The 22,802-nt window shown below is 61.3% G+C and carries 25 protein-coding genes; 9 read left to right on the forward strand and 16 right to left on the reverse strand.

The window, feature by feature from the left end:
* Positions 1 to 31: 31 nt before the first annotated feature.
* The 3 genes from AC07W7_RS02920 to AC07W7_RS02930 form a co-directional block, all read right to left on the reverse strand.
* Complete coding sequence (locus AC07W7_RS02920; protein WP_495038640.1) at positions 32 to 370, reverse strand: DUF6124 family protein; 339 nt, start codon at positions 368 to 370, stop codon at positions 32 to 34.
* Between the two features lie 636 nt (positions 371 to 1,006).
* Positions 1,007 to 2,251, reverse strand: coding sequence for a saccharopine dehydrogenase family protein (locus tag AC07W7_RS02925; RefSeq protein WP_099168249.1), 1,245 nt, complete (start codon positions 2,249 to 2,251; stop codon positions 1,007 to 1,009).
* 29 nt (positions 2,252 to 2,280) lie between these two features.
* Positions 2,281 to 3,378 carry a carboxynorspermidine decarboxylase gene (locus AC07W7_RS02930; protein ID WP_169900576.1) on the reverse strand — a complete coding sequence of 366 codons (1,098 nt, stop codon included), beginning with the start codon at positions 3,376 to 3,378 and terminating at the stop codon, positions 2,281 to 2,283.
* Between the two features lie 346 nt (positions 3,379 to 3,724).
* Between AC07W7_RS02930 and metE the strand changes: the two genes are divergently transcribed.
* From metE to yfcF, 3 genes are all read left to right on the forward strand, one after another.
* The gene (gene metE, locus AC07W7_RS02935) at positions 3,725 to 6,013 is read left to right on the forward strand and encodes a 5-methyltetrahydropteroyltriglutamate--homocysteine S-methyltransferase (protein ID WP_495038641.1); all 2,289 of its coding nucleotides are present in this window, start codon (positions 3,725 to 3,727) and stop codon (positions 6,011 to 6,013) included.
* A gap of 266 nt (positions 6,014 to 6,279) precedes the next feature.
* On the forward strand, positions 6,280 to 6,825 hold the full coding sequence (locus AC07W7_RS02940; RefSeq protein WP_099168246.1) for a DUF924 family protein: 546 nt from the start codon (positions 6,280 to 6,282) through the stop codon (positions 6,823 to 6,825).
* Positions 6,826 to 6,949: 124 nt separating this feature from the next.
* Positions 6,950 to 7,567 carry a glutathione transferase gene (yfcF, locus tag AC07W7_RS02945; protein WP_495038824.1) on the forward strand — a complete coding sequence of 206 codons (618 nt, stop codon included), beginning with the start codon at positions 6,950 to 6,952 and terminating at the stop codon, positions 7,565 to 7,567.
* Here yfcF and AC07W7_RS02950 read toward each other — a convergent pair.
* Genes AC07W7_RS02950 through AC07W7_RS02960 form a run of 3 tightly spaced genes read right to left on the reverse strand, consistent with a single transcriptional unit; the run spans position 7,542 to position 9,357 of the window.
* The gene (locus AC07W7_RS02950; protein WP_495038642.1) at positions 7,542 to 7,817 is read right to left on the reverse strand and encodes a hypothetical protein; all 276 of its coding nucleotides are present in this window, start codon (positions 7,815 to 7,817) and stop codon (positions 7,542 to 7,544) included. The genes yfcF and AC07W7_RS02950 overlap by 26 nt on opposite strands.
* 47 nt (positions 7,818 to 7,864) lie before the next feature.
* Complete coding sequence (locus tag AC07W7_RS02955; RefSeq protein ID WP_099168243.1) at positions 7,865 to 8,614, reverse strand: creatininase family protein; 750 nt, start codon at positions 8,612 to 8,614, stop codon at positions 7,865 to 7,867.
* A 44-nt stretch (positions 8,615 to 8,658) separates the two neighbouring features.
* The gene (locus AC07W7_RS02960; protein WP_099168242.1) at positions 8,659 to 9,357 is read right to left on the reverse strand and encodes a murein L,D-transpeptidase catalytic domain family protein; all 699 of its coding nucleotides are present in this window, start codon (positions 9,355 to 9,357) and stop codon (positions 8,659 to 8,661) included.
* Positions 9,358 to 9,394: 37 nt separating this feature from the next.
* Here AC07W7_RS02960 and AC07W7_RS02965 point away from each other — a divergent pair, with 37 nt between their 5' ends.
* Positions 9,395 to 10,960: a L,D-transpeptidase family protein gene (locus tag AC07W7_RS02965; RefSeq protein ID WP_099168241.1), complete on the forward strand. Its 1,566-nt coding sequence runs from the start codon at positions 9,395 to 9,397 to the stop codon at positions 10,958 to 10,960.
* Positions 10,961 to 11,098: 138 nt separating this feature from the next.
* Complete coding sequence (locus AC07W7_RS02970; protein WP_169866750.1) at positions 11,099 to 11,482, forward strand: fimbrial protein; 384 nt, start codon at positions 11,099 to 11,101, stop codon at positions 11,480 to 11,482.
* Positions 11,483 to 11,488: 6 nt separating this feature from the next.
* Here AC07W7_RS02970 and AC07W7_RS02975 read toward each other — a convergent pair whose 3' ends face one another.
* The 5 genes from AC07W7_RS02975 to AC07W7_RS02995 form a co-directional block, all read right to left on the reverse strand.
* Positions 11,489 to 12,607 carry an acyl-CoA dehydrogenase family protein gene (locus tag AC07W7_RS02975; RefSeq protein WP_236310026.1) on the reverse strand — a complete coding sequence of 373 codons (1,119 nt, stop codon included), beginning with the start codon at positions 12,605 to 12,607 and terminating at the stop codon, positions 11,489 to 11,491.
* A gap of 21 nt (positions 12,608 to 12,628) precedes the next feature.
* On the reverse strand, positions 12,629 to 12,985 hold the full coding sequence (locus tag AC07W7_RS02980) for a GNAT family N-acetyltransferase (protein ID WP_495038643.1): 357 nt from the start codon (positions 12,983 to 12,985) through the stop codon (positions 12,629 to 12,631).
* Positions 12,975 to 13,418 (reverse strand): GNAT family N-acetyltransferase, encoded by a 444-nt coding sequence (locus tag AC07W7_RS02985; RefSeq protein WP_495038644.1) that lies wholly within the window; start codon positions 13,416 to 13,418, stop codon positions 12,975 to 12,977. Before AC07W7_RS02985 ends, AC07W7_RS02980 begins: the two co-directional genes overlap by 11 nt.
* 209 nt (positions 13,419 to 13,627) lie before the next feature.
* Positions 13,628 to 14,806, reverse strand: coding sequence for a PAS domain-containing sensor histidine kinase (locus tag AC07W7_RS02990; RefSeq protein ID WP_495038645.1), 1,179 nt, complete (start codon positions 14,804 to 14,806; stop codon positions 13,628 to 13,630).
* On the reverse strand, positions 14,796 to 15,611 hold the full coding sequence (locus tag AC07W7_RS02995) for an alpha/beta fold hydrolase (protein ID WP_495038646.1): 816 nt from the start codon (positions 15,609 to 15,611) through the stop codon (positions 14,796 to 14,798). Before AC07W7_RS02995 ends, AC07W7_RS02990 begins: the two co-directional genes overlap by 11 nt.
* A 132-nt stretch (positions 15,612 to 15,743) precedes the next feature.
* Here AC07W7_RS02995 and AC07W7_RS03000 point away from each other — a divergent pair, with 132 nt between their 5' ends.
* Positions 15,744 to 16,955, forward strand: a complete 1,212-nt coding sequence (locus tag AC07W7_RS03000; RefSeq protein ID WP_495038647.1) for a TPM domain-containing protein — start codon at positions 15,744 to 15,746, stop codon at positions 16,953 to 16,955.
* Between the two features lie 41 nt (positions 16,956 to 16,996).
* Complete coding sequence (locus AC07W7_RS03005) at positions 16,997 to 17,401, forward strand: DUF488 domain-containing protein (RefSeq protein WP_099168234.1); 405 nt, start codon at positions 16,997 to 16,999, stop codon at positions 17,399 to 17,401.
* Here the strand turns inward: AC07W7_RS03005 and AC07W7_RS03010 are convergent.
* Both AC07W7_RS03010 and AC07W7_RS03015 read right to left on the reverse strand, forming a co-directional pair.
* Entirely contained in the window at positions 17,377 to 17,895 is a 519-nt protein-coding gene (locus AC07W7_RS03010; RefSeq protein WP_099168233.1) for a GNAT family N-acetyltransferase, read from the reverse strand. The two genes, AC07W7_RS03005 and AC07W7_RS03010, sit on opposite strands and share 25 nt — an antisense overlap.
* A 7-nt stretch (positions 17,896 to 17,902) precedes the next feature.
* Positions 17,903 to 18,505 carry a response regulator transcription factor gene (locus AC07W7_RS03015; RefSeq protein WP_099168232.1) on the reverse strand — a complete coding sequence of 201 codons (603 nt, stop codon included), beginning with the start codon at positions 18,503 to 18,505 and terminating at the stop codon, positions 17,903 to 17,905.
* A 113-nt stretch (positions 18,506 to 18,618) separates the two neighbouring features.
* Here AC07W7_RS03015 and AC07W7_RS03020 point away from each other — a divergent pair, with 113 nt between their 5' ends.
* Positions 18,619 to 20,232 (forward strand): hybrid sensor histidine kinase/response regulator, encoded by a 1,614-nt coding sequence (locus AC07W7_RS03020; RefSeq protein ID WP_495038648.1) that lies wholly within the window; start codon positions 18,619 to 18,621, stop codon positions 20,230 to 20,232.
* On the opposite strand, the gene AC07W7_RS03025 is transcribed toward AC07W7_RS03020, so the two are convergent.
* Entirely contained in the window at positions 20,222 to 20,557 is a 336-nt protein-coding gene (locus AC07W7_RS03025; RefSeq protein WP_099168230.1) for a hypothetical protein, read from the reverse strand. The two genes, AC07W7_RS03020 and AC07W7_RS03025, sit on opposite strands and share 11 nt — an antisense overlap.
* Before the next feature lie 191 nt (positions 20,558 to 20,748).
* Here AC07W7_RS03025 and AC07W7_RS03030 point away from each other — a divergent pair, with 191 nt between their 5' ends.
* Complete coding sequence (locus tag AC07W7_RS03030; RefSeq protein ID WP_495038649.1) at positions 20,749 to 21,219, forward strand: GNAT family N-acetyltransferase; 471 nt, start codon at positions 20,749 to 20,751, stop codon at positions 21,217 to 21,219.
* Positions 21,220 to 21,526: 307 nt separating this feature from the next.
* Here AC07W7_RS03030 and AC07W7_RS03035 read toward each other — a convergent pair whose 3' ends face one another.
* Together AC07W7_RS03035 and AC07W7_RS03040 are read right to left on the reverse strand one after the other, a co-directional pair.
* Positions 21,527 to 21,997, reverse strand: a complete 471-nt coding sequence (locus AC07W7_RS03035; protein WP_169866510.1) for a copper chaperone PCu(A)C — start codon at positions 21,995 to 21,997, stop codon at positions 21,527 to 21,529.
* Positions 21,997 to 22,602 (reverse strand): SCO family protein, encoded by a 606-nt coding sequence (locus tag AC07W7_RS03040; RefSeq protein WP_099168226.1) that lies wholly within the window; start codon positions 22,600 to 22,602, stop codon positions 21,997 to 21,999. The genes AC07W7_RS03035 and AC07W7_RS03040 overlap by 1 nt, the downstream gene beginning before the upstream one ends.
* Positions 22,603 to 22,802 lie beyond the last annotated feature (200 nt).

Genomic DNA, 22,802 nt, shown 5'->3' on the forward strand with positions numbered 1-22,802 from the left:
GCCAGGACGCCACGGCCGATCAAGCACAGCTCTACAGGGCCGGTTGTACGCAGCCATCCAGCGCCTGGTCGACCAGCATCTGCACGCCTTCGAGCATCCGGCAAATACCCAGGGCCATGCTGCGGGGTGTGCCGTCGATTTCAAAGGCCAGGTGCGTGGCGAGCACGTTGATCGACGCCAGGTCTTGCGAGGCATTGATCAGCAGGGTTTCGGCGTCCAGGTCGGTGCGTACGGTAAATAATGCGGCTGAGGCCGGGTCGCTGGGGGCGGGGTTTTCAGGGTGTAGATAGTGGTTGATCGCACGATACGCCGCATCGCGCAGCAGGCTGGCATCGTAGCTGGGTGGGGGGTTGGGGCTGTGTTTGATCATGGTGAAGCTCCTTTGATTAATGGAGCCGCCACCTTCCGCGGTCAAACGAATTAGGGTGGCAGCTGTACGCGGGTTGACCGACCGGTAATCAAAGAAACCCGGCATACCCGAGGGTATCCCGCGCACAGCCGCCGCGACACGATACATCAGGCACAAAAAAAACGCCTGAAATAGGTTTTGGCGTAGCAGTACTTTAATTAGTCGGACGGTCAAATCCGGCCGCTGATTTGGCAGCGGCAACGGGAAGGTTAGTCAGCACCTTTCCGAGGGACAACTTGAAACAGATGTAGGAAGCATCTGGTGCGCCAGCGCTAAGCTGCGCAGATCCGGCAAACACCGAGAAACCCTGTGGGAGCTGTCGAGCCCCGGCGAGGCTGCTATAGCGGTGGTTCAGCCAACATCAATGCCAGCAGTGCCGCCGCCATCGCAGCCTCGCCGGGCGAGACAGCTCCCACCTTGATCTTCATTGTTTGGGGGATTGCATTTCAGATGCCGCACGGGCATGCAACCGGGCATGGAGATCTAATGTAGGAGTTGTAGGCACTGGCAACATTGATATCCGCCCTCGCAACGATCCGGGCAATGTTTTTGATCGCTCCCACAGGACGTGGGAGCGATCCGTCAATCAAGACGCTATCAGGCGATAGCATCCCAGGCGCGGTCGCCTTTTTCGTCCTTGATACGGGTCGGCAGGCCCATCACGTCCAGCGCCTTGAGGAACGGCTCGGCGGGCAGTTCTTCAACGTTGGCCATGCGTTGCACGTCCCACTCGCCACGGGCCACCAGCAGCGCAGCGGCGACCGGCGGTACGCCGGCAGTGTAGGAGATGCCCTGGCTGTCGGTCTCGGCATAGGCTGCTTCGTGGCAGGCCACGTTGTAGATGAACAGCTCGCGTGGCTGGCCATCCTTGGTGCCCTTGACCAGGTCGCCGATGCAGGTCTTGCCGGTGTAGCCCGGTGCCAGCGAGGACGGGTCAGGCAGCACGGCCTTGACCAGTTTCAAAGGCACCACTTGCAGGCCTTCGGCAGTGGTGACCGGTTTTTCGGAGAGCAGGCCGAGGTTGTTCAGCACGGTGAACACATTGATGTAGTGTTCGCCGAAGCTCATCCAGAACCGCACGTTGGGCACGTCGAGGTTTTTCGACAACGAGTGCACTTCATCGTGGCCGGTCAGGTACAGGTTCTGCAAACCCACTACCGGTAGGTCGTCGGTACGTTTGACCTCGAACATGGTGTTACGGGTCCACTGGCTGTCCTGCCAGCTCCACACCTGTCCGGTGAATTCGCGGAAGTTGATTTCCGGGTCGAAATTGGTGGCGAAATATTTGCCGTGGCTGCCGGCATTGACGTCGAGAATGTCAATCGAATCAATGCGGTCAAAATGCTGTTGTTGCGCCAGCGCCGCATAGGCGTTGACCACACCGGGGTCAAACCCCACACCGAGGATCGCAGTGATGTTCTTCTGCTTGCATTCCTCCAGGTGGTTCCACTCGTAGTTGCCGTACCACGGCGGGGTCTCGCAGACCTTGCCCGGCTCTTCGTGGATGGCGGTGTCGAGGTAAGCTACGCCGGTATCGATGCAGGCACGCAGTACCGACATGTTGAGGAAGGCAGAGCCGACGTTGATGACGATCTGCGATTCGGTCTCGCGGATCAGTGCCTTGGTCGCTTCCACGTCCAGGGCGTTCAGGGCAAAGGCCTGGATCTGGGCGGGTACCTTGAGGCTACCCTTGGCCTTGACGCTGTCGATGATGGCCTGGCATTTGGAGATGTTGCGCGACGCGATAGCAATACGACCAAGCTCGTCGTTGTGCTGCGCGCACTTGTGGGCCACCACCTTGGCGACACCTCCTGCACCAATGATAAGAACGTTCTTTTTCAATTGCTTTATCTCTCCTTTATCTGTCCGCTTTACGAAAGGCTGGACAGGTAGTCGTCGTAACCAAATTCACGAACCACCTCGACTGTACCGTCGAGTTGTTTCACTACGATGGACGGCATTTTCAGGCCGTTGAACCAGTTTTTCTTGACCATGGTGTAGCCTGCCGTGTCGATGAACGACAGTCGATCGCCGATGGCCAGCGGCTGATCAAATTGATACTCACCGAAGATATCCCCGGCCAGGCAGGATTTGCCGCACACCATGTAGGTGTGTTCGCCGGTGCTCGGCGCCAGCTTGGCGTTGAGGCGATAGATCAGCAGGTCCAGCAGGTGGGCTTCGATGGAGCTGTCGACCACGGCGAGATTTTTGCCGTTGTACAGGGTGTCGAGCACAGTCACTTCCAGGGAAGCGCTGTTGGTGATCGCCGCTTCGCCGGGTTCCAGGTACACCTGCACGTCGTACTTCTGCGAGAAGGCCTTGAGGCGCTGGCAGAAGGCGTCGATGGCATAGCCTTCACCTGTAAAGTGGATGCCGCCGCCGAGGCTGACCCAGTTGACCTTGTACAGCAGTGCGCCAAAGCGTTCTTCGATGGTGTTCAGCATCTGGTCGAACAGGCTGAAGTCACCGTTCTCACAGTTGTTGTGGAACATGAAACCGGAGATCTGCCCGATCACTTCTTCAATCTTCACCGGGTCCCACTCGCCCAGGCGGCTGAACGGGCGCGCCGGATCGGCCAGCAGGTAGTCGGAGCTGCTCACTTGCGGGTTGACGCGCAGGCCGCGGGTCTTGCCCTCGCTGCGCTGCGCAAAGCGCTGCAACTGGCTGATGGAGTTGAAGATGATCTTGTCGCAGTTGTCGAGCATCTCTTCGAGCTCATCGTCGGCCCAGGCCACGCTGTAGGCGTGGGCTTCGCCTTCAAACTTCTGGCGACCGAGCTTGAGCTCATACAGCGACGAGGACGTGGTGCCGTCCATGTACTCCTGCATCAGGTCGAACACCGACCAGGTGGCAAAGCACTTGAGTGCCAGCAGCGCCTTGGCGCCGGACTGCTCGCGCACGTAGGCGATCTTCTGCATGTTGGTCAGAAGCTTCTGTTTATCGATGAGGTAATACGGGGTTTTGATCATTTTTCAGAGCCTGTGGCGGAGCCTGCCAAAAAAGGACAGGCATTGTGCCCGCACTTGCTCAGGATCGAAAGGTTCGTCAGCGGAATTTGCAGGCTTTGGCTTGCTCGGTATTCAGGTCGTGCTCTGGCCACCCGTAAATTCTTGTCATGGCCCCAGTGGAACCTATAGCGCCGAAGTACGACGTAATGGGCAATACATCACTGCTGGACTTCACCGGTTTTCTTGAAAAGCCTGGGGCGTTTCGATCATGAGTTAAATTCGCGATCATCTGCAATAAAATGAGTTTGTCTCACTATACTGCGCTGCCGACAATAGCTCCCATCCCCACACATTGGAGTTTTTTGTCATGGCTGTCGCTCATTCCCTTGGATTTCCGCGCATTGGACGCGATCGTGAACTGAAAAAAGCGCAGGAAGCGTTTTGGAAGGGGGAGTTGGACGAAGCCGGCCTGCGCGCCGTCGGCCGTGAGCTGCGCAAAACCCACTGGGCCTTGCAGAAACAGGCCGGTATCGAGCTGCTGCCGGCCGGGGATTTTGCCTGGTACGACCAGGTGCTGACCCACTCGCTGATGTTTGGCGTGATCCCCGAGCGTTTCCGCCCGGCCGATGGGCATGCCACCCTCGATACCCTGTTTGCCATGGCCCGTGGCGTCAGCGACAGCTGCTGCGGCGGCGCCCACGCCCAGGAAATGACCAAGTGGTTCGACACCAACTACCACTACCTGGTGCCAGAATTGAGCGCGGACCAGCAGTTCCACCTGGGCTGGGACCAACTGTTTGAAGAAGTCCAGGAAGCCCGCGACCTGGGGCACACCGTCAAGCCGGTGGTGATCGGGCCGCTGACGTATCTGTGGCTGGGCAAGGCCAAGGGCGGCGACTTCGACAAGCTCGACCTGCTCGACCGCCTGCTGCCGCTGTACGGCCAGATCTTCCAGCGCCTGGCGGAGCTGGGGGTGGAGTGGGTGCAGATCGATGAGCCGATCCTGGTGCTTGACCTGCCCCAGGCCTGGAAAAATGCCTTTGAGCGCGCCTACAACCTGATCCAGCGTGACCCGCTGAAAAAACTGGTCGCCACCTACTTTGGCGGCCTGGAAGAGAACCTGGGCCTGGCGGCCAACTTGCCGGTCGATGGCCTGCACATTGACCTGGTGCGTGCGCCGCAACAATACCCGACCATTCTCGACCGCCTGCCGGCCTATAAAGTGTTGTCGTTGGGGGTGGTCAACGGGCGCAACGTCTGGCGCTGCGACCTGGAAAATGCCCTGGCCACCTTGCAGCACGCCCAAGAGCGCCTGGGTGATCGCTTGTGGATCGCGCCGTCCTGCTCGCTGCTGCACAGCCCGGTTGACCTGGGGCGTGAAGACAAGCTCGACGCCGAATTGAAAAGCTGGCTGGCCTTCGCCGTACAAAAATGTGAAGAAGTGGCCGTGCTGACCCAGGCCATCAACCAGCCAGAAGCCGCGAACGTGGTGGATGCCCTGGCCCAAAGCCGTGCCGTGCAGGCGGCCCGTGCAGCCTCGCCACGCATCCACAAGCCGGCGGTCCAAGCTCGTGTTGCGGCCATCACCGCCAAGCACAGTCAGCGCCAGTCGCGGTTTGCCCAGCGCATCGCCAAGCAGCGCGCCGGCCTCGACCTGCCGCTGTTCCCGACCACCACCATTGGCTCGTTCCCGCAGACCGCATCGATCCGCCTGGCGCGCCAGTCGTTCAAGGCCGGCAAGTTGAGCGAAGCCGAATATGTCGAGGCGATGCACAGCGAGATCAGGCACGCCGTTGAAGTGCAGGAAAACCTCGGCCTGGACGTGCTGGTGCACGGTGAAGCCGAACGTAACGACATGGTCGAGTACTTTGCCGAGCAACTCGATGGCTACGTGTTCACCCGCTTTGGCTGGGTGCAGAGCTACGGCTCGCGCTGCGTGAAACCAGCAGTGATCTTCGGCGACTTGAGCCGCCCGAACGCCATGACCGTGGAGTGGATCCGCTACGCCCAAGGCCTGACCGACAAGGTGATGAAGGGCATGCTGACAGGCCCGGTGACCATGCTGATGTGGTCATTCCCCCGCGAGGACGTGAGCCGCGAAGTGCAGGCCCGGCAACTGGCCCTGGCGATCCGCGATGAAGTGCTGGACCTGGAAGCGGCGGGCATCAAGATCGTGCAGATCGATGAAGCGGCATTCCGTGAAGGCCTGCCCCTGCGCCGGGACCAGTGGCAACACTACCTGGACTGGGCCACCGAAGTCTTCCGCCTGTGCGCCTCGGGTGTGCGCGATGAAACCCAGATCCATACCCATATGTGCTACAGCGAATTCAACGATGTGATCGAGTCCATTGCGGCGATGGATGCCGATGTGATCACCATCGAGACTTCGCGTTCGGATATGGAGTTGCTGGACGCGTTTGAAGCGTTCGACTACCCCAATGACATCGGCCCGGGAGTCTACGACATCCACTCGCCACGGGTACCGGACGCCTCGGAAATGGCCAACCTGCTGCGCAAGGCCGCCCGGCGTATCCCGGCCGAACGGCTGTGGGTCAACCCCGACTGCGGCCTGAAGACCCGCGCCTGGCCGGAGACGGAAGCGGCGTTGATCCATATGGTGGCGGCAGCGCGGCAATTGCGGGCTGAATTGGCGTAACGGCTGCTGACACAAATCCCATTGTGGAAGCGGGCTTATGTGGCGCGGCGCAGATCTTGTGCCCAGCCAAAATCCCCTGTGGGAGCGGGCTTGCCCGCGATAGCGCCAGCCCAGCCAACATTTCTGGCGGCAGATACACCGCCATCGCCAGCAAGCCAGCTCCCACCTTTGTTTTGTATTGGCTGGCGCCCATGGATTTCCCAGTCGGAATCAGATCATTCAGATGCTAGGGTAGGCCATAGACCTTGACGACCCAGGAGTCACTTATGAGCGCCCCGATTGATTTCAAAGCTGTCGTGCAATTCTGGACGGCGGCGGGCCCATCCCGTTGGTTCAAGAAAGATGCACAGTTCGATGCCGAGTTCGGCGCACGTTTCCAGGAGGCCCACTTCCAGGCGGCCAGGGGCGAGTTGGAGCACTGGCTGAACGAGCCCGAAGGCGCGTTGGCACTGCTGATCCTGCTCGATCAATACCCACGCAATAGCTTCCGCGGCACTGCCCATATGTTTGCCACCGACCCACTGGCCAGGGCTTACGCCGGGCGTATGGTCGATGCGGGAATGGACCGCCTGGTCGACCCGGCATTGCGCGCATTCTGCTACTTGCCTTTCGAGCATTCCGAGCAGCCCGAGGACCAGCAGCGTTCCCTGGCACTGAACAAACAGCTGGATGCCGATACCTACCACTGGGCCAAGGAGCATGCCGAGATCATCCAGCGGTTCGGCCGGTTTCCCCATCGCAATGCGGCGTTGGGCCGGGTGACGACCGAGGAGGAGCAGGCGTTCCTCAGCGGTGGTGGGTTTTCCGGGTAGGGTGTAGGAACTGGCCGTATTCCGCCGAGGAATGCCCCCATAAAAAAGCGGCATTGTCTTTATCTCCGCACATTTCGTAGCGTGGCTGCTCACCCAAGGAGATGCCGTTGTGACGAACCTGCCGATGCGCTTGCATGTCGATGCCCAGTTCACCAGCCCGTATGCGATGTCGGTGTTTGTGACCCTGCGGGAAAAAGGCCTGCCGTTTGAGGTGCGCACCCTCGACCTGGACGCGCTGGAGCAGCAGGCGCCGGTGTTTGCCGGGCTGTCCGTGACGCAGCGCGTGCCGACCCTGGAGCAGGGTGGGTTTGCGTTGTCCGAGTCGTCGGCGATTACCGAGTACCTGGAGGATGTATTCCCACAGGTGCCGGTGTATCCAAGGGAGCCGCGCCAACGGGCGCGGGCGCGGCAGATCCAGGCGTGGCTGCGCAGTGACTTGCTGCCGATCCGCCAGGAACGCTCCACGCTGGTGGTGTTTTGCGCGGCCAAATATGGTCCGTTGTCACACCAGGCCCAGGTGGCGGCCGATAAACTGATTGCGGCGGCGCAGCAGTGGTTGGCCGAGGGGGATGACTATCTGTTTGGCCAATGGTCGATTGCTGACCTGGACCTGGCCGTGATGCTCAACCGGCTGATCCTCAACGGCGATCCGCTGCCCGCACGGCTGGTGGCGTATGCCCGGCGGCAGTGGCAGCGGCCATCGGTACAGGCCTGGGTCAACCAGGCACGTCCTTCGTTGTAGCGCCCAGCGGCCACGCCTGTGCGACCCGGCGGTCGAGGTCTTCCCAGTCTTCCATGCCGAGCACCCGGGTGGTGTTCAGGCCGCGCAGGTAACCGCGGAGTTGCTGGGCGGCGGCGCAGGCCTGGTCGGTGTCGTTAGCGGGGGCCTGCAGGATGTTTTCGTACTCGACCAAATAGTCGGCAACACGCTCGCGAAACTCCGGCAGGACGGCGTTGCGGATGCGATCAAAGGTCTTCTGATGGGGTTTCATGGAGAGGTCCTTCTTATAGATTTTATTGTGTGCCTGTGTCGCAAGCGTCAGTTGGGCGTGGCTTCACGGCTGAAGGCTTCAACCGCTGCTACCAGCCCCCTGGCCGCCAGGGCCACCAGTTCACCGCCTTTCTCCGGGGTTGCCAGGGCCGGGTCGGAGCCCATGCGCCCGTCCGGGTGGCGGGCGCGGAAGTCCTGGGCCTCGCGGATCGGGCCGGAGGGGGCAATTTTTGGCGAGTAGTCCGCCGTCTTGATCGAGTCGGGGTAAGCCCACTGGGTAATCGCGATCTCCGAAGGGGTGGCATGGGTGCCATGCCCTGTGGGGAATTGCGCCCGGGCCAGTTCGCCCACGCCTTCCAGGTCCCACCAATTGCATAGTTTCAAGGCGAAGCCGGCGGGGCGGCGGGCGAAGCTGGCTTCGGCGTACAGCTCGGAAAAGGCCGCTTCAATGGTGGCGATATTGCCGCCATGGCCATTGAGAAAGAGGATTTTCTCAAAGCCATGGGCCGCCAGGGAACGGGTCCAGTCACCAATGGCGGCGATAAATGTCGACGGGCGCAGGGAGAGGGTGCCGGGGAACCCGAGGTGGTGCTGGGCCATGCCGATGTTGAAGGTGGGGCCGACCAGGATGTCGGCGCCTTTTTGCGCGTGATGGGCAATGATTTCCGGGCACATCCAATCGGTGCCCAACAGGCCGGTAGGGCCATGTTGTTCGTTGGAACCGATGGGAATCACCACGGTGCGGCTACGGTCGAGAAATTGGCCAATCTCGATCCACGTTGACTGGTGCAAAAGCATTTGAAGTTCTCTCTCTGGTCAGGCTCGGCCCTCCAGATACTACCTCAACCGGCGCTGGCGATCTGGCGCGGCTTGCAATTGAGGTAGGCCGAGGACTTCAGCCAGCGCTGGTCGGGGTACCAGGAGAACATGAACTGCCCATCCTTGAGCTTGTCCACCACCTGGCGTGCCACTTGCGGGCGCACGGCGGGGCAGCCCTGGCTGCGGCCAATGCGGCCTTCACGCTTGCTCCACAGGGGGCTGACGTAGTCGGCGGCATGGATCACGATGGCGCGGTCGCGGGCCTGGTCATTGAAGCCCGGCTCCAGGCCGTCCATGCGCAGCGAGTAGCCATGGGTGCCCTGGTAGCTTTCCTGGGTGCGGAACAGGCCGAGGCTGGATTGATGGCTGCCCTCGCTGTTGGAGAACTGGGTGGCGAAGTTTTCCCCGGATTTTTGCCCGTGGGCCACTAGGTCGCGCAGTACCAGCTTTTTCTGGCGCAGGTCGAAAATCCACAGGCGACGGGCGGTTGAAGGTTGCGAGTAGTCGATCACGGCCAGGCGTTCGGCGCGTTCCTGGCCGTTATTGACGGCACACTGCATGGCACCGAGGGCGCTTTTAAGGACTGCGGGATTGAGTTCTGGAGCCGAGCGCGCCAGGCTGCTATACAAGGCATGAGGTTTGGCATTCTCTGCGAAGGCACCCGTACAGAACGCGGCAAGGGTGGCGGCGATCAGGCCGAGTCGGCAGTCAATATTCAGCATGTATATAGCATCTCCGCCGTAGATTGGAGCTAAGCCCTTGTTCAAAAAACACGCATGTTACTTGAGCCTTTGCTTGCTCGTAGCACCATTGGTCGCCATGGCCGATGAAGTGCCGGTCGAACCGTCAAACCCAGTACAGCTGGCACTTGGGCAGTTGTCGAGCGTTTGCCCCGGTTTGGCGACCCAGCTGGATACACCGGCCGAACTGCGGCTGCAGGCTTTTTACCAGCAACAGGGCAATATCGCCCTGTGGTCGGAGGACGCACGGCGCACGGCGTTGCAGGGCCAGTTGCAGTTGCTGGCCGACGATGGCCTGGACCCGGCGCACTATCGGCTGCCCGACGTGGCGGCCAGCCGCAATGTCCTGTGCACTGACTTCGAAACCAGCCAGCACTACCTGCAAGCCTTGCATGACGTGCACTATGGCCGCTTGCAGCAGGCCCATTACGAACCGTTGTGGCATGCTCAGCCGCCCAGCGAGGACCCGGCCGTCGCCGTGCTGGCCCTGGCCACCGCCGGGCTTGCCGACATGCCGGCAGCCTTCGAGCGGGCCCGGCCCAGTGCCGAGCTGTACCGCAGCCTGCGCGCCGCCTACGCCACGCAACGCCGACAACCCTTGCCCCAGTGGGGCGTGATTGCCGACGGCCCATTGCTGCGCCCCGGCCGCGAAGACCCGCGGGTGCCAGCGTTGGCGCGGCGCCTGGTCAGTGGCGGCTACCTGGCGAGCGTGCCCAAGGGCCATCAATACGGCGATGACCTGGTGGCGGCCGTGAAGCGCTTCCAGGCCAGCCATTCGTTGCAAGCCGACGGGGTGATCGGCGCGGGCACGGTGGCCGAGCTCAACGTCAGCCCGGCGGTGCGCCGCGAGCAACTGCGGGTCAACCTCGAACGTTTTCGCTGGCTGGCCCAGGACCTGGAGCCCGATGGCATCCTGGTCAACGTCGCAGCCGCGCAGTTGAGCGTCTACCAGGGCGGCATCCCCGTGTGGCAGACCCGCTTGCAGGTGGGCCGCGCCGAACGGCAGACGCCGCTGCTCAAGTCGCGCATCACGCGGTTGACCCTCAACCCCACCTGGACCATCCCGCCGACCATCATGCGCGAGGACAAGCTGCCAGCCATCCGCCTGAACCCGGAGTACTTGCGCCAACAGAACCTCAAAGTGCTCGACAGCGAGGGGCGCGCGCTGTCGCCCGAGCAGGTGGACTGGTCGCACCCCGGCAATATCCTCCTGCGCCAGGACGCCGGCCCGCGCAACCCGCTGGGCAGGATTGTCCTGCGCTTCCCCAACCCGTTTTCTGTGTACCTGCACGACACGCCCAGCCAGCCGCTGTTCAGCAAGGGGCCGCGGGCGTTCAGCTCGGGTTGTGTGCGGGTAGAACAGCCGATGTTATTACGCGATCTGTTGGTGAGCCCGGAGGAAAAGGCGCGGACCGAGGCGCTGCTGGCGACCGGGCTGACCCATGAGTTCCGCCTGGCCACGCCGGTGCCGGTGTTGCTGGGGTATTGGACGGTGCAGGTGGATAGCCAGGGGGCCTTGCTGTACGCGCCGGATATTTATGGCCGCGATGGCGTGTTGTTGAAGGCCCTGGGCGCGGTCCTGTAGGCGTCGGCTGGCCATCGATCCCTCCAGGATGAGACGCCGTTGGCATCCCTGAACGAATAGCCATCAGCTATTTCTTAAATATTCAAGAAACCAACCCGACTTGCCGACGTGATGGGTACATACCCAGGAGCGTTCAATATGAGCAGTCAACATGTGGCAGTTGGTATCAGCCTGTTTCTTGCGCTCGCCAGTGGTGGCGGCCAGGCGGCGACGCCCCTGGCCCAGGGTGTTATCCAGTTTCGCGGCAGTATCGTCGAGGCAACCTGCGAGGCAGGGGACCGAACGGGGTCCACATTGGCCCTGAGCGGCTGCCCGATGCCGGCATCCCCGGGCAACATCAGCGCCTATAGCGTTGAACCGGTGCGTACGCTCAGTGCGCCGGACCACTCGCCCGTCAAGGTCAAGCTGGTGACCGAGACGGTCGGCAACGGCGGTTACTACAATCGCCAATACCGCTTGAGCGATGGGGCGGGCAAGCCGTTGCGCTCAGGGGCTTACCTGGTGACGCTGACTTACCCATAAGTCAGGTTAGCCGAGCTGCTCACACAGGAAGTGTGTGCTGGCAAGCCTGGATGTCGGATGGAATGCCAGCAAACCAGTGGCAACCCTTAGATAGGCGACATCCTCGCTGGACATAAAGGCCATGCCGCCCAGAATTTCAAAGGCGCGAGTGCTGATGCGGTTCACGGCTTCCTGGATAGAGAACCGGGTTGCTTGCGCTCGCGCCAAGTCACTGCGCAAGAACCGGTTGTCGTCAATCGAAGCCGCCAGGCCACGCAACGCCATGGTGGCGCCCTGCTGATCAATGAGCAGCAGGGCTCGATCATCTGGCGAGCCTTTATTGCCTGCCAATGCACGTGCTGCCAAGGCCGATGCCATCCCCAGATAGGAAGCGCTGGCCAGCAGTTGAAACCAGATGGCGAACAAATGGTTGCCGGTTCCTTGTTGCGCATCATCGAGTTGATCATCGATGGCGGTGCTGAAACACATCATGGCTTCAGGAACCAGCAAGTTATTGAACGTAACTTCGTGGCTGTCTGCTGCTTGCAGATACGGCACGGACCAGAATTTTTTCCGCTCGATACTCGGGTCTTCGGCAAACCCCACACCGATGCCGATTTGGGTCTGGCCTTGAGGGTCCAGGTAGTTGACGCCAAAAGTAATGACGTCGAAGTGATGGGTCATTGTGCAAGGTTTCTTGCTGCCGTTGACAAGGTAGCCGTCGAGGGTTTTTTCCACGGCCATTGTCGATTCTGAAATATGCGTATTTGTACGCCCTTCGGCAAACCCAGAGGCCACTAGTAAGTTATCGCGCGCAATCAAGCCCAGCAGACCCTGAATATCCGGAAAGAAATGCCTGGCAGCCATCATCCCGGCGACAGTGTGGTGATGCATGGTCATCATAATTGCCAGGGAGGGGCAATGTGCGCCGACCCATGTGTGCAATTGCGCCATGCTCAGCGCGCTGGCGCCAGCTCCACCGAGTTCTTTGGCAATGGTGAGTGCGGGCTGGCCGACTCTTCGCAACATATCGGCTAACCGTTGCGACTCTCCACGCTCAAAATCAAGAAGCGAGGTTGTTTCAAGGCACAGGGCCATTTCCGGTATTAGCTCAAAGGCAGTGGTTCTTTCTTCTTGTAAAAACATATTGATTTGGCTCTTTAAGGTTTAGGGTAGTTGTGCTGTCTTGTCTGTTTTTAAATAATGACGCGCGTAACGGCTATCCAACTTGGACAGCGGCAACAACATAAAGAAGTCCGCAGTATTAAACTCAGGGTCCCACGCGGGTTCGCCGCACACCCAGGCGCCACTACGCAAATAGCCTTTTAACAGTGGCGGCATCTGTGGCACATGCCCGGCATTGCGCTCATGCAAGGGGAATGGATTGTGTGGGGTGACGCGATATTCGCTGGGGGCAAAGTTTTGCGCAGTGAAAGCGTGACATAACGCCGAGGCATTGTGGCCACCGTCCGCCAAGCTCACACTGGCGCACCCCACCAGGTAATCACAGCGTTCACGTTGCATATAGGTGGCCAGGCCTGACCATAACAACATGATGACGCTGCCGCTGCGGTAATCCGGGTGCACGCAGGCATGGCTCGCATTCGATAATGCGCTGCTGTAAAAGATTTATCCGACTCAGGTCAAATTCCTGTTCGCAATAGTAATATCCAATACGTTGGGCGACAGTCGGACTCATCAGCCTATAGGTGCCAACTATTTGTGAGGTTTTAGTATCGCGTACAATCAAATGGTCGCAATAATCGTCAAATTCGTCGGTATTTAATTCGTCGGTATTGCTCAGTTTGGATAGGCGGAAAGTATCGATGAATACGCTGTAGCGCAGGCGCTGTATTTCCCGTATTTCTTGCCGCGTACTGGCGAGAGTCACAATTAATTTTGTGTGTTTTGGATTTGCGCCTGAATGACTGTCACTGGAAGATTTTGGTAGTTGCATGCGACTTCCATTTAGGTTTTTAGTTAATCCTGTCTAAGAGTGTCTTGGATAATAACGTGCCATTTTGAATGGACGGCATAAGGAAAGTCTGAAGCACTCAGGAGAACATGCGCTAATAAATAACGAAGATTAGGAGGGGTTGAAGCAAACATGAACGAATGCGGTTTCATTGCGCATGGTGTGCTCCATTATTGCGTTTTTTCGCGCGGTCAACACTTGTGCAAATGAGGCGCCTGGAAGCACACAGTAAACGTGGTACCGCTACCCACCTGGGAGCTGACCGCCACATCCCCACCATGGGCCTTGGCGATTTCCCGCACGATAAACAACCCCAGCCCGACGCTGCGTACGTCGCAGTCCTGGTCGGTGCCTCGGGTCATGGGCTCAAACAGCACGCCCATCAGCGAGTCCGCAATCACCGGCCCATGGTTGTGGATCGAGAGGCTCGGCCCATTGTGGTTCAACTGTGAGGTAATGGTGATCGGCTGTTGCAGGTCGCCATAGGTCACGCTATTGGCCACCAGGTTGCCGATGATTTGCTGCAGGCGGTCACCGTCCAGGCAGGTCGCGCCAGCGCCTATGGGGTGATGCACCAGGGTGGCGCGGGGAAAGGCCACCCGCAGCTCATCCACCGCGCGTTGGGTGACCTCATGCAGGTCCAGCGGGATGGGGCTTACGCCGATGCCAACGCCGACCCGCGCCTGGGTGAAGTCCAGCAGGTCGGCGATCATCCGCTGCGCGCGTTCCGATGACTGGCCGATATGGCCAATCAATTGGGTTTCTTTGGCGGTGCGCTCGCCACGGGCGAGAAAGTCGGAGGCCATCTTGATCGCGGTCAGTGGGTTTTTCAGGTCATGGCTGACGATGGCGACCATCTGCTCGGCAAACTGCGCCCGGCGCTGTGCCTTGATATAGGCCTGGTTGAGCTCGGCCTGGGCTTGCTGGAGGGCGGTCTGGGCCGCGGTCTTTTCCAGCAGCAGGGCTTCGGCCAGCTTGCGTGCGTTGAGCAGCTCGCGCTCGTACTTGTCGCGGTCGGTGGTGCCGAACAGGGCCAGTTCATGCCGTACGCCGCTGGGGTGGTCGCGTTTGACGGCGTTGAGCAGGATTGTCACGGCATGGCCGTCACGATGGCGCAGGTCGAGCTTGACCTCGGCGATACTGCCTTGCATCTGCATCAGCGGTGCAAGGTGGGTTTGATGGAAAATCCGCCCGCCCATGGTCAGCAGGTCCTGGAAACGCCGCCCGTGCAACTCGTGCGCCGCCATGCCCAGCCAGTCGCAGAAACAGCGGTTGACCCGCAGGAGGGTGCCATCTTCGGCGGTGACGGCCAGCGCACAGGCGGCACCGTCGAACAGCGCCTGGGAGTCGGGCAGTTCGTCAAGCGGCATGGGCAACGGTCCATGGCTGCAGGAAGCTTTCCATCGCGGCCGCGCAGGCCGGTGCCGCGCTCATATGGGGGCAATGGCCCACATTGTCGATCAGGCCGTAGGTGCTGTGGGGCAAGACGCGGTGCAGGTACTCGCCCACGCACACCGGTGCGATCAGGTCATCGGTCGATTGCAGGATCAGCGTGGGGGTGGGCAGGCCCGCGATATCGGCGCGGTTATCCGAGAGGAACGTCACCCGCGCAAAGTGCTTGGCGATCTCGGGCTCGGTGCGGCAGAAGCTGTTGGTCAGCTCTTCACTGAGCGCCGGTTGCCCCGGCGCGCCCATGATCATCGGGGCCATGGTGCTGGACCAACCCAGGTAGTTGCTGTCGAGGGTGTCGAGCAGCGACTGGATATCGTCGGGCTTGAACCCGCCCACGTAGTTGTCGGTGTCGATATAGCAGGGGGAGGGACCGATCATCACATGGGCGGCGATGCGCCCGGGCGCTGCGCGGTCGGCCAGGGTACCGATCATGGCACTGACCGAGTGTCCCACCAGAATCACCGGGCCACTGGCGTACTCATCGATGATCTGGTTCAGATCCGCAGCGTAACCGCCCAGGGTGGCATATTTGTCCCTGTCGTAGGCCGCAGGGTCTGACAGGCCGGCCCCGACCAGGTCATACAGCACCACGCGAAAACGCTCGACGAAATGGGGTAGCAGGTCATTCCACATGGCCTGGTTGCAGCCAAAACCGTGGGAAAACACCAGGGTCGAGGCGCCATTGCCCATCACGTTGACGTTGTTGCGATGGCGAAGGTCCATGGGCGCACTCGTAATGGCGTGTTGCTATGAGGGTTTGCCGTCAGTTTAGAGAGTCAACCGCAGGGGGTCACTCGATATAGCGTTGATAGGGTAAAGTCGGCGCCTTCAGGATGAAACGTCAGGTAACAAAGTATGCGGCAGTTTTTACGGCAATCGGCCTTGGGCCTGCTGGTCATGGTGTTCACCGCGCTGGCCCTGGCCGAAACGGCGCCGCCAGAGCTGGCGAACGTGGCGCTGAACCAGCGGGTGATCGACCTGACCCACACCCTGGACACAGCGACCCAGGAGCGCCTGAGCGCCCAACTGGCCGACCTCGAACAGCGCAAGGGCGCGCAGATTGCCGTGATGCTGCTGCCGAGCACGGGGGACACTGACATCGAAGCGTTCGCCACCCAACTGTTGCGCGCCTGGAAACTGGGGCGCAAGGGCATCGACGACGGTATTTTGCTGCTGGTGGCCAAGAACGACCGCACAGTGAAGATCGAAGTCGGTTACGGCCTGGAAGGGGTGGTCACGGACCTGTTGAGCCACCGGATTATCACGGAGCAGATGACCCCGGCGTTTCGCCAGGGCGATTACGCCGCCGGTGTGCAACATGCTGTGGATGCCCTGAGCGTGCTGGTCGAGGGGGGGGATTTGCCGGCCGTGGACGATACCCGGGAAACGGTGGATGAGTCGGCGGCGTTGCTGGCGTTGATCTTCGGCGCGGTTGGTGGCGTGCTGCTGGCCTCGGGCAAGCTGCATTGGCGACGCGGCCTGATCGCCGCCCTGGGGCTGAGTGTGCTGCTGACGGCGCTGGCCGCGATCAATGGCAAGGCCTGGCCCTTTTATTTGCTGGCGCTGCCGTTTTGCATGTCCATCAGCGCGGCCATCTTCGGCGCCTTGTGGCAGGCCAGGGTGGTGTTTTATTGCGTCTTGGGGCTGATGGCCTACAGCGTCGGCCTGGGGCTGGTGGATCACTACCTGACGCAAGTGTCCTTTATGAACTGGCTGGCCTGGCCGCTGGCCGTGCTGGTGGTGCTGGGCCTGTACCTGATCCTGTTCGCGGTGATGAAAGCCGCCTGGAGCAAAAGCCGCGTGGGCTTTTGCGTGCAGACGGCGATGGTACTGGGGGCGTATGGCGCGGTGGGGTACATGCTGGAGATGGGGCTTGATGGCTGGCTGTTCGCCTTGCCCATCAGCTCGTTCGCGGCGCTGTTCATCTATGGTCAGGGGACGGGCGGATCGAGCTCAGGCTCCAGTTCCAGCGACCGCTCCAGTTCCAGCTCAAGCTCAAGCTCAGGTGGCGGTTTTTCCGGCGGCGGCGGCTCCAGTGGCGGCGGTGGGGCTTCGGGGAGTTGGTGAGGCTATGCTGAACAGATGTCGTTGCCCATGAGTCGCCCACCATGATCCAGTGCAAGCGTGCCTACACCCCTGCCAGGCCGGACGACGGTACGCGTATCCTGGTGGACCGCCTATGGCCGCGCAACTGTCGCAAGGACTCCCTGGTGCTGGATGAGTGGCTGCCGGACGTGGCGCCCAGTACCGGGCTGCGCAAGGCATTCAAGTCCGGCGGGCTGAACTTCGCGCAGTTTTCCAAGGCCTATCGCCAGGAACTCGCAGCCCGGCCGGGCGCCTGGTGGAAACTGGTGGATATCGCCCAGGCCGGTACGCTGACGCTGGTCTACTCGGCCCACGACCAAGTGGCCAACAACGCCGTGGTCCTTGCCCAATGGCTGGAAGACGAGCTGGATCGGCGCGGGGAGGGGAGTTCGCCCGTGTGCTATCAGTCGGACTTTCCCGGGCAGTAAGGCCCCTGGAGCCGCATCACCATCTCATGCCAGGCCATGCCGCCATGGTCAGATGTTGAAGGTTGCACATACCCATACCCCATCCGCTGATACAACGGCACATGCTGCTCCTTGCACATCAGGTGGAGGGCCTGCTTGCCCATCCCGCGCATGCGCTGCACAAAGGCCGTCATCAAGTGCGTGGCGTAGCCCTGGCCCTGGTGCGCCGGGTCCACCACCACCGACATGATCACCACATTCGGCGCATCCGCCACATGCCCCACCAACTCCTTGAAGGCCTCATCCGACATCACCACCTCATGGGCGCAACCGCAGTTGATAAAACCCACCACTTGGCCGTCCGCTTCCAGGATCAGGAAGCCCTCCGGGTACAGGGCGATCCGCGTGGCGATCTTCTCCAGGGTCGCGGCTTCATCGCCCTCGTAGGCGCTGGTTTCGATCGCATAGCAGCGGGCGGCGTCTGCCGGGGTGGCAACTCTGACTTGGGTGTTCATGCAGTACCTATAGAGGGGGGCTGTATTTGACGGCCGCCGCTGCCCGCGATGGCACGTTCAGGCTTTTCAACAACCCTGACACATGGATGCGCACGGTAAACGGCGAAATATCCAGGGCCTTGGCGATTTCCTTGTTGGTCTTGCCTTGGGCGATCAGCCGCAAGACCTCTTGCTGACGCGTGGTCAGGGTGTTGGTGTCCAGGGGCAGTAGCCCCGAGGGGGCGAACTTGACCAGTACTTCGCCCTGGCGGATGGCGAGCAGGGCCTGGCCGATTTCGTCGGGGGCGATGTTTTTGCCGATAAACCCATCGGCGCCCAGGGCCATCACCTGTTCGATCAACACGGGGTCATCGACCATCGACACCACGATCAGCGTGGTGCGCCGCAGTTGCTGGCGCAGTTCGCCCAACTGGCTGATGCAGGTCAGGCCGGGGAAGCGCAGGTCGAGGATCAGGGTGTCGACTTCGCTGCCGCTCTTGAGCATCTGCAGCACTGTATCCAGGTCGCCGGCCTGCTCCACGCGGGCTTCGGGCAGCAGGCGTTGCACGGTGCGCAGCATACCTTCGCGAAACATGGGGTGGTCGTCGGCGATGATGATCCGGCATGTCATGGTGTGTTGCTCCCTTGGGCCAGGTTGTCCTGTGGCGTGCTACTTTAACACTCCGCTCGCCGCCTGCCTGCCGGTGCGGCGGATCTGACGAAGACCGTACAAGGATGTTGCCCATGAAGTTCGTGAAAGACGCCGAACTGGACCAAGCCAACCTGCGCATTGTGGTCGCCGCTATCGCCATTGTTTACATCAGCCTGCTGGGCTTTTTGCCAGGGCAGTCGCTAGACACCTACCTGCCGGTGATCCTGTATATCGTACTGTTCCTGTTGGCCTCCATCGTGCTGCGCCAGGTGATTGCCCGCTGGCCCGGGCATTACCCGGCGCGCCGGGTGTTGGGCATGATCCACGACTACACCGGCACTTCGTTCGGCCTGGTGGTGGGTGGTGAGGCGGCGTTGCCGCTGTATGCGGTGATGGTCTGGGTCAACCTGGGCAATGGCATGCGCTATGGCTCGCGCTACCTGGCGATTGCCACGGGCCTGGCGTTGCTGGCGCTGTTGATTGTGTATCGGCTGACCCCGCTGTGGCAGGCGCAGCCGTTTATGGTGCTGATGCTGATGATCACCAGCACGGTGATCCCGATCTACGCCCACCTGTTGCTGGAGCGCACGCGCAAGGCGTCCGAAGAGGCCATCGCCGCCAACCTGGAAAAGTCGCGCTTCCTCGCCCAGGCCAGCCATGATCTGCGCCAGCCCATCCACTCCATCGGCCTGTTTACCGCCTGCCTGCGTGAAGCGCGCTTGGGCGATGAAGAACGACGCCTGGTGGACAATATCGACCGTTCGTTGCTCAACGTCTCGCAGTTGTTCCGCTCGATCCTCGATCTTTACACCCTGGACAACGGCCAGTTGCTGCCCAAATACCAGGTTGTGCACCTGGGGGAGTTGCTGGCGGATTTGCTGCGCCAGAACACCGAAGCCGCCCGCTGGGCCGGGGTGGAACTGCGCCTGCGCCCCAGTGCCCACTGGGTGCGGGTGGATCCGGCACTGCTCACGACCATGGTGCAGAACGTGCTCTCCAATTGCTTCAAGTACGGCGGTCAGCGCCCAGTGCTGATCGGCGTACGCCAGCGGGGCGGCGAGGTGAGGGTGGAGATTCACGACCAGGGACGGGGGATTGCCGAGGAGCATCTGCCCCGGGTGTTCGAGGAGTTCTATCGCGTGCGCCAGTTGCGCGACAAGGACGTTGAAGGCGTCGGCCTGGGCTTGTCCATCGTCAAGCGCCTGGGACTGTTGATGGGCATGGACGTGGCTCTGCGCTCACGGGTGGGCCATGGCACCTCCGTCAGCCTGCGCGGCTTGCCCCTGGCGCCCGCGCCCCATCAACCCCTGGTGCGCGATGATGCACGCCAGGCCGGGTTGTTGACCGGCTTGAAAGTGTGCCTGGTGGAAGATGACCACAACGTGCTGCTGGCCACCCAGGCCTTGCTGGAGCGTTGGGGGTGCGAGGTGCAGGCGCAATTGAGCGGGCATGACCTGGTCAGCGATTGCGACATCATCGTCGCCGACTATGACCTGGGCAACCATGCCACCGGTATCGAGTGCATTGACCAACTGCGCGCCCAGCGCGGCGTGGCGGTGCCGGCGTTGATTCTGACCGGGCATGATGTGGAGAAGATCCAGGCGGCGCTGCACGACCGGCAGATCGCCATTTTGTCCAAGCCAGTGCGCCCCGCTGAACTACGGGGCACCCTGCGCGACCTCAGCCAGGGGGCTGTTACTGGTTGAACGGCGTCAACCCGTTACCCCGGGCACCCTTGGGTTGGCAGTAGGCGGCGGGCTTCATCATGCCGAAGCTGGCCACGGCAAACATCCCGCCGCTGGCACCGCTGGGCACGGAGCAGTTGTAGTCACCGGAAGCGGTACTGGCGATGTAATAGGTGGTCATGGAATCGCTGCGCACATTGGACACACGCTTGACCGGCTCGCCGAGGTTGGTTTCTGAAAGGGTCTTGAGGTGGTCTTCGGTGGGCTTGATATTGCTGCAACCGGCAACGCCGATCATCAGGGCGCCCAGCAGAGCGAGGCGGGTGACAGGGGAGTGCAGTTTCATGGCGCGTCTTCCTTGGGGTTGTTTGGGTGTTTTCAACGCACAACGATCCCTTGCACGGCGGGTTCGACGTGCTGGCGGGGAGCATTGGGGTGCCGGGGAATATAGCGCCGGGGGCCTGTCGGGTCGATTAGCACAAGTGTGCTAATGGCATATTGAGGTCACGGTAAACAGGTTTATTCAGGGAGATTCACATGCTGCAAATCAGACGCGCCACCCTCGACGACGGCCCCATCGCCTTCGATATCCGCCTGCAGGCGATCCGCAGCCAATGCATCGGCGCCTACACCGCCGAGCAGATGTTGACCTGGACCCGCGGCGCGGCCGAGGACGGCTATACCGCGCTGATGGCCAAGCCGTTCTACCTGGGGTGCGTCGATGGCGAGCCGGTCGCCACTGGTATGCTCGACCCGGGCCCTCGGGAAGTGGGGGCACTGTTTGTGCTGCCTGGTTTTATCGGGCGCGGGTTTGGTGGGCAGATGCTTGAGCACCTGGAGCAAGTGGCGCTGGAGCTGGGGATTGAGGCGGTGGTGCTGGACGCCACGTTGAATGCCGCGCAGTTCTATCGCAGCCGGGGTTATGAAGGCTGTGAACAGTCCATCTATCATTCACCGACGGGGCTGGAGCTAGCGTGTGTGCCGATGGTCAAGCGCCTGACTGTTTGAACGTCCGGCCAGACCCTGTTTGTGGTGTGGCCAAAACTCTATGCCCGGCCAAGCCCCCCTGTGGGAGCGGGCTTGCTCGCGATAGCGGTGGTTCAGGCAACATATTCGGTGACTGATCCACCGCCATCGCCGGCAAGCCAGCTCCCACATTTGATGTGTGGTGTGGCCAAAACCTCGCGTCCGGCCAAGATCCCTTGTGGGAGCGGGCTTGCCCGCGATAGCGGTGGCTCAGCCTGCACATTCGGTGACTGACCCACCGCCATCGCAGCGATGCGGCGATCCGACAAGCCCGCTCCCACCCTCAGGATCAGTGGTTCATATGAGGGCCGTCAGCACTGTTCAGGCTGCGGGCCGGGGCCTGGACTTCGATGGTCTGCTTGTCACCCTTGGCATCTTCCACGGTCAGGGTCAGTGGCACCTGGTCGCCTTCCTTGATCTGCCCCGTCAGGCCCATCAGCATCACGTGATAACCCTCGGGGTCGAGCTTCACCGCCTGGCCGGCCGGCAGGGCCACGGCGTCCACGGGGCCCATGCGCATGACGTCGTCCTTCATGCTCATTTCATGAATCTGCACATCCTTGGCCACCGGCGACTTGACGCTCAGCAGCTTGCTATCGCTGTCGGCGGTAAGGGTCATGAACGCTCCGCTTGAATGCTGCCCCGGCACGGTGGCGCGGGCCCAGGCGTCGCTGACCTGGGTCTGGGCGCTGGCGTGGGCGGCCAGGCCCAGCAGGGACAGGCCGAGGGCGATGCGCTTGAGGGTGTGGACAGCAGTCATTAGCAGACCTCCATGACGGTGAGCAGGTCTTCTGCGCACTCTTTGGCGTTAAGGGATGCCGACAGGCCCAGGCGCAGGTTGCTGCGGGTGTCGAACACAAAGCTGGTGGCGGTGTGGGACAGGGTGTAGGTGTCGCCGGCGGGGATTTTTTCATAAAAGATCCCGAATTCCTTGGCGGCCACGGCGATTTCTTCCGGGGTGCCATAGAGCGCCTCGAAGCTGGGGTCGAAGGCCTTGACGTAGGCGTCGAGCACTTGGGGCGTGTCGCGTTCCGGGTCCAGGGTGATAAAGATCACCTGCATGATTTCGCCGTCGCGGCCCATCAGTTTCTTGGCTTGGGCCATGCGCGCCAGAGTGGTGGGGCACACGGCCGGGCACTGGGTGAACCCGAAGAACACCACCGGCATCAGGCCGCGGAACGAACTCAGGGTCACGGTTTCGCCAGCGGTGTTCTTGAGCTTGAACGTGCGGCCCATGATCTTGTTGCTCAGGTCCTTGCCGTACTTGAAGTTCAGCTTGGGGCCGGTGTCGCAGCCGCTCAACAGACCCAGGCCCAGCAGGCCCATCCCGGTAAGGACCTTGCGACGGGTAAATAACGTACTCATGAAGTGGGCGTCCCGTGAAGCGCCTGACGGCTGCGCATAACAGGTCAGTCAGGCTTTGAAAAGCGGTGAACAGGCAGGGTGGGTAGTCTACCGGCCTTGATCACGCTTGATAATCTGCGACGTTCTGCCACAGGGGCGATGGCCACCTTACCAGCCAGGGCGCTGATTGCGTCTGTGGCACACTGTCGCAGACACCATGA

Source organism: Pseudomonas sp. GW821-FHT01D09 (assembly GCF_059422465.1).

What these genes read in the sequence shown, in the direction of transcription:
- AC07W7_RS02920 (WP_495038640.1), bottom strand. Translation starts at nt 370, where the DNA reads ATGATCAAACACAGCCCCAACCCCCCACCCAGCTACGATGCCAGCCTG.
- AC07W7_RS02930 (WP_169900576.1), bottom strand. Translation starts at nt 3,378, where the DNA reads ATGATCAAAACCCCGTATTACCTCATCGATAAACAGAAGCTTCTGACC.
- metE (WP_495038641.1), top strand. Translation starts at nt 3,725, where the DNA reads ATGGCTGTCGCTCATTCCCTTGGATTTCCGCGCATTGGACGCGATCGT.
- AC07W7_RS02940 (WP_099168246.1), top strand. Translation starts at nt 6,280, where the DNA reads ATGAGCGCCCCGATTGATTTCAAAGCTGTCGTGCAATTCTGGACGGCG.
- yfcF (WP_495038824.1), top strand. Translation starts at nt 6,950, where the DNA reads ATGCGCTTGCATGTCGATGCCCAGTTCACCAGCCCGTATGCGATGTCG.
- AC07W7_RS02950 (WP_495038642.1), bottom strand. Translation starts at nt 7,817, where the DNA reads ATGAAACCCCATCAGAAGACCTTTGATCGCATCCGCAACGCCGTCCTG.
- AC07W7_RS02955 (WP_099168243.1), bottom strand. Translation starts at nt 8,614, where the DNA reads ATGCTTTTGCACCAGTCAACGTGGATCGAGATTGGCCAATTTCTCGAC.
- AC07W7_RS02960 (WP_099168242.1), bottom strand. Translation starts at nt 9,357, where the DNA reads ATGCTGAATATTGACTGCCGACTCGGCCTGATCGCCGCCACCCTTGCC.
- AC07W7_RS02970 (WP_169866750.1), top strand. Translation starts at nt 11,099, where the DNA reads ATGAGCAGTCAACATGTGGCAGTTGGTATCAGCCTGTTTCTTGCGCTC.
- AC07W7_RS02975 (WP_236310026.1), bottom strand. Translation starts at nt 12,607, where the DNA reads ATGTTTTTACAAGAAGAAAGAACCACTGCCTTTGAGCTAATACCGGAA.
- AC07W7_RS02980 (WP_495038643.1), bottom strand. Translation starts at nt 12,985, where the DNA reads ATGCAACGTGAACGCTGTGATTACCTGGTGGGGTGCGCCAGTGTGAGC.
- AC07W7_RS02985 (WP_495038644.1), bottom strand. Translation starts at nt 13,418, where the DNA reads ATGCAACTACCAAAATCTTCCAGTGACAGTCATTCAGGCGCAAATCCA.
- AC07W7_RS02990 (WP_495038645.1), bottom strand. Translation starts at nt 14,806, where the DNA reads ATGCCGCTTGACGAACTGCCCGACTCCCAGGCGCTGTTCGACGGTGCC.
- AC07W7_RS02995 (WP_495038646.1), bottom strand. Translation starts at nt 15,611, where the DNA reads ATGGACCTTCGCCATCGCAACAACGTCAACGTGATGGGCAATGGCGCC.
- AC07W7_RS03000 (WP_495038647.1), top strand. Translation starts at nt 15,744, where the DNA reads ATGCGGCAGTTTTTACGGCAATCGGCCTTGGGCCTGCTGGTCATGGTG.
- AC07W7_RS03005 (WP_099168234.1), top strand. Translation starts at nt 16,997, where the DNA reads ATGATCCAGTGCAAGCGTGCCTACACCCCTGCCAGGCCGGACGACGGT.
- AC07W7_RS03010 (WP_099168233.1), bottom strand. Translation starts at nt 17,895, where the DNA reads ATGAACACCCAAGTCAGAGTTGCCACCCCGGCAGACGCCGCCCGCTGC.
- AC07W7_RS03015 (WP_099168232.1), bottom strand. Translation starts at nt 18,505, where the DNA reads ATGACATGCCGGATCATCATCGCCGACGACCACCCCATGTTTCGCGAA.
- AC07W7_RS03020 (WP_495038648.1), top strand. Translation starts at nt 18,619, where the DNA reads ATGAAGTTCGTGAAAGACGCCGAACTGGACCAAGCCAACCTGCGCATT.
- AC07W7_RS03025 (WP_099168230.1), bottom strand. Translation starts at nt 20,557, where the DNA reads ATGAAACTGCACTCCCCTGTCACCCGCCTCGCTCTGCTGGGCGCCCTG.
- AC07W7_RS03030 (WP_495038649.1), top strand. Translation starts at nt 20,749, where the DNA reads ATGCTGCAAATCAGACGCGCCACCCTCGACGACGGCCCCATCGCCTTC.
- AC07W7_RS03035 (WP_169866510.1), bottom strand. Translation starts at nt 21,997, where the DNA reads ATGACTGCTGTCCACACCCTCAAGCGCATCGCCCTCGGCCTGTCCCTG.
- AC07W7_RS03040 (WP_099168226.1), bottom strand. Translation starts at nt 22,602, where the DNA reads ATGAGTACGTTATTTACCCGTCGCAAGGTCCTTACCGGGATGGGCCTG.